At 73.4% G+C, this 3,013-nt stretch carries 3 protein-coding genes; 2 read left to right on the plus strand and 1 reads right to left on the minus strand.

Annotated elements, in window-relative coordinates:
* Positions 1-219 precede the first annotated feature (219 nt).
* Positions 220-729, minus strand: a complete 510-nt coding sequence (locus tag AB0I22_RS39640) for a hypothetical protein (protein ID WP_363135892.1) — start codon at positions 727-729, stop codon at positions 220-222.
* Between the two features lie 169 nt (positions 730-898).
* Between AB0I22_RS39640 and AB0I22_RS39645 the strand changes: the two genes are divergently transcribed.
* On the plus strand, positions 899-2,173 hold the full coding sequence (locus AB0I22_RS39645) for a histidine kinase (RefSeq protein ID WP_363135893.1): 1,275 nt from the start codon (positions 899-901) through the stop codon (positions 2,171-2,173).
* Positions 2,161-2,805 (plus strand): response regulator transcription factor, encoded by a 645-nt coding sequence (locus tag AB0I22_RS39650; RefSeq protein WP_363135894.1) that lies wholly within the window; start codon positions 2,161-2,163, stop codon positions 2,803-2,805. Before AB0I22_RS39645 ends, AB0I22_RS39650 begins: the two co-directional genes overlap by 13 nt.
* Positions 2,806-3,013 lie beyond the last annotated feature (208 nt).

Genomic DNA, 3,013 nt, shown 5'->3' on the forward strand with positions numbered 1-3,013 from the left:
TGCGCACAGAGGGGGGGGGGGGGTTTTTTGTTGGGGGGGGGGGGGGGGGGGGGGGGCTTGGGCCGCCCCCCCCCCCCGGCCGGGGGGGGGCCCCCCCCCCCCCCCCGGCGATCGGTGTTTGTGGAGGGTGCGCTCGCTCTTTAAGCCCGTCCGGCGTTTGAGGACACACCGTACGGCGGTGTTCATTTGTTGAGCCCTGACGGGCGTGGGCACGCACTATCAAGCCCGTCCGGCGATTGAGGACGCCCGTACGGCGAGTACCGCGCACAGCGCGGCCAGTGGCAGTTCTACGAGCAGGGCCATGGCCAGGGCGGTGGCGAAGTCCGCGCCTGGTGCGGCTGTCATGACGTCGAACCAGGCGTCCACAGTCAGCAGCGCCGCCGTCGCGCCGGAGGCCACGGCTCGGTGGCGGTTGTGACGTATGGCGAGGACGCCCGTGCCGATGAGGGCGAGGGCTTCGAGTGTGTCGAGGCCGACCCAGGCGGCGGACCAGTGGGCGGCGGTCGTCGTGGAGGGGAGGCCGAGGGCGAGGACGAAGAGCCAGGGGAGCAGCGCGAGGCCGCACCCCACGAGGACGTAGCCGAGCCGGCGGGAGCGGCGGCGGACGCGCGGATCGGGCGTCGCCGGGAACGCGATGATCTCGGCGGGAGCGCCGCCGTCGGCAGTGGCAGCGGCAGTGGCAGCGGCTTCGGCCGACTCGGCGCGGGACCGCAGCTCAAGTACGTTCATGGGGGCGGGCTCCTCGTCGGCCGGTCGTTTCTGCACGGTGACCAGCCTCCGCTGCCAGGGCGCCGCAGTCAGTAGCGTGGCTGTCCGTCCGGGGGTAGTACCAGCTATACCCCCGGAACGGGCAGCAGCGGCATGGTTCGGCCCTGACCGGCGCGCATACCGTTCTTCCATGCGTATCCCCACCGTCTGGCGGCGGCACTTCGAAGGCACCGGCGGTGCCACAGCGTTCGCCGTCGCGGGCGTCCTGAACCAGTACGTGTTCGTGGGCGTCATGGCCGTGCCGTGGCTCGTCTACGTGCCGTCCTCGATGGTGGACATCCTCATGGCGATCGCCCTGCCGCTGCCGTTCGTCGCGGTCGCGTCGCCCGTCCTCACCGCCGCACAGCGCCGCCGCTTCCTGCGCATGCGCGGCGTGGTCATCCCGCGGCTGCCCCCGCGCGAGCGCGCCCCGGAGGGCGACGGGCGCGGGGAGTGGCGGCGGCGCGCCCTCGGGTGGCTGCGGTCCCGGGCGACCGCCCGGGAACTGCGCTACCACCTGCTGCTCGGCCCGGCCGTCGCCTTCTGCGGGCTGCTGACGCTCCTCACGGCCATCACGTCGGCGGCGGCCGCCACGATCTACCTCTGGATCTGGATACTGCCGGTGCACTGGCGGCTCAGCTGGCACGGCTACTCGACGGACGCCGCGTACGTCACCGCCGCCGGCGTCGCCGCCCTCTACGGGTCGGCCTGGCTGGCCGGCGCGCTCGCCCGGCTCGACACCCGCAACGCGACAGCCCTGCTCGGCCCCAGCCGGGAGGAGAAGCTCGCCCGCCGGGTCGTGGACCTCACCGAGAGCCGCGCGGGCGTCGTGGACGCGGCGGACGAGGAGCGGCGGCGCATCGAACGCGACCTGCACGACGGCGCGCAGCAGCGCCTCGTCTCCATGGCGGTCAACCTGGGCCTGGCCCGGGCCACACTCGGCGACCAGCTGTCCGACCAGGCGCGCGCGGTGATCGACGAGGCGCACCGGGAGGCGAAGGAGGCGATCGCCGAGCTGAGCAACCTCGTACGGGGGCTGCACCCGGCCGTCCTGGAGGACCGGGGCCTGGACGCCGCGCTGTCCGGCATCGCGGCGCGCGCCCCGCTGCCCGTACGGCTGTCGGTGGACCTGCCCGCACGGCCCTCCGCCACCATCGAGGCCGTCGCCTACTTCGTCGTCTCCGAAGCGCTCGCCAATGTGGTCAAGCACGCCCAGGCGTCGGAGGCGGCGGTCACCGTCGAACGGTTCGGTGGGACACTTCTGGTGGTCATCGCCGACGACGGCGTGGGGGGCGCGGACCCGGCCGCGGGCACCGGGCTCGCCGGGCTCGCCAAGCGCGTCGCGTCGGTCGACGGCACGTTCTCTGTCAGCAGCCCCACAGCGGGCCCGACCATCGTCACCGTGGAGCTGCCGTGCGTGCTGTGATCGCCGAGGACTCCGTCCTGCTCAGGATCGGCCTGGTGAAGGTCCTGGAAGCGGCCGGGTTCGAGGTGGTCGCGGAGGTGGGCGACGCCGAGGCGCTGCTGGCGGCCGTGGAGGAGCACCGGCCGGACATCGCCGTCGTGGACGTCCGCATGCCGCCGGGCTTCACCGACGAGGGCGTACGGGCCGCCCTGGTCATCCGGCGGCAGTGGCCGGCCGTCGCGGTGCTGCTGCTCTCGCAGTACGTCGAGGAGCGGTACGCCGCCGATCTGCTCTCCGCCAACACCAACGGCGTCGGCTACCTCCTCAAGCAGCGGGTCGCCGACGTCGAGGAGTTCATCGACGCGCTCCGCCGCGTCGCGGACGGCGGCACGGCCCTCGACCCGCAGGTCGTCTCGCAGCTGCTCGTACGCCGCCACAGCGACCCCCTGGACCGGCTCACCCGGCGCGAGCGCGAGGTCCTGGAACTGATGGCCGGCGGCCGCTCCAACGCCGGGATCGCCGAGCAGTTGGTGGTGAGCGAGAGCGCGGTCGCCAAACACATCAACAGCATCCTCGCCAAACTCGACCTCCCCAAGGCCGACGCCGACCACCGCCGGGTACTGGCGGTGCTGCGCTTCCTGGGCGTGGCCTGAGGAGACGGAGCGGGATGGCTGCTTCGGATCGTGTCGGGCGGCGTCGGGCCGGGGGGGCGTCGTCAACGGGCCTTCCTCGCCCATGAGTTCCGTGCGGATGCGGCGGGCCGGCGCGGTCGCGGACGGGTAGTCGAAGATGAGGGAGGAGGGCAGCCGGAGGCCGGTGGCGGTGTTCAGCCGGTTGCGCAGTTCCACGGCGGTGAGGGAG

The organism is Streptomyces sp. NPDC050610, assembly GCF_040654875.1.
In the GTDB taxonomy this organism is placed as follows: Bacteria; Actinomycetota; Actinomycetes; order Streptomycetales; family Streptomycetaceae; genus Streptomyces.

What these genes read in the sequence shown, in the direction of transcription:
- AB0I22_RS39640 (WP_363135892.1), bottom strand. Translation starts at nt 729, where the DNA reads ATGAACGTACTTGAGCTGCGGTCCCGCGCCGAGTCGGCCGAAGCCGCT.
- AB0I22_RS39645 (WP_363135893.1), top strand. Translation starts at nt 899, where the DNA reads ATGCGTATCCCCACCGTCTGGCGGCGGCACTTCGAAGGCACCGGCGGT.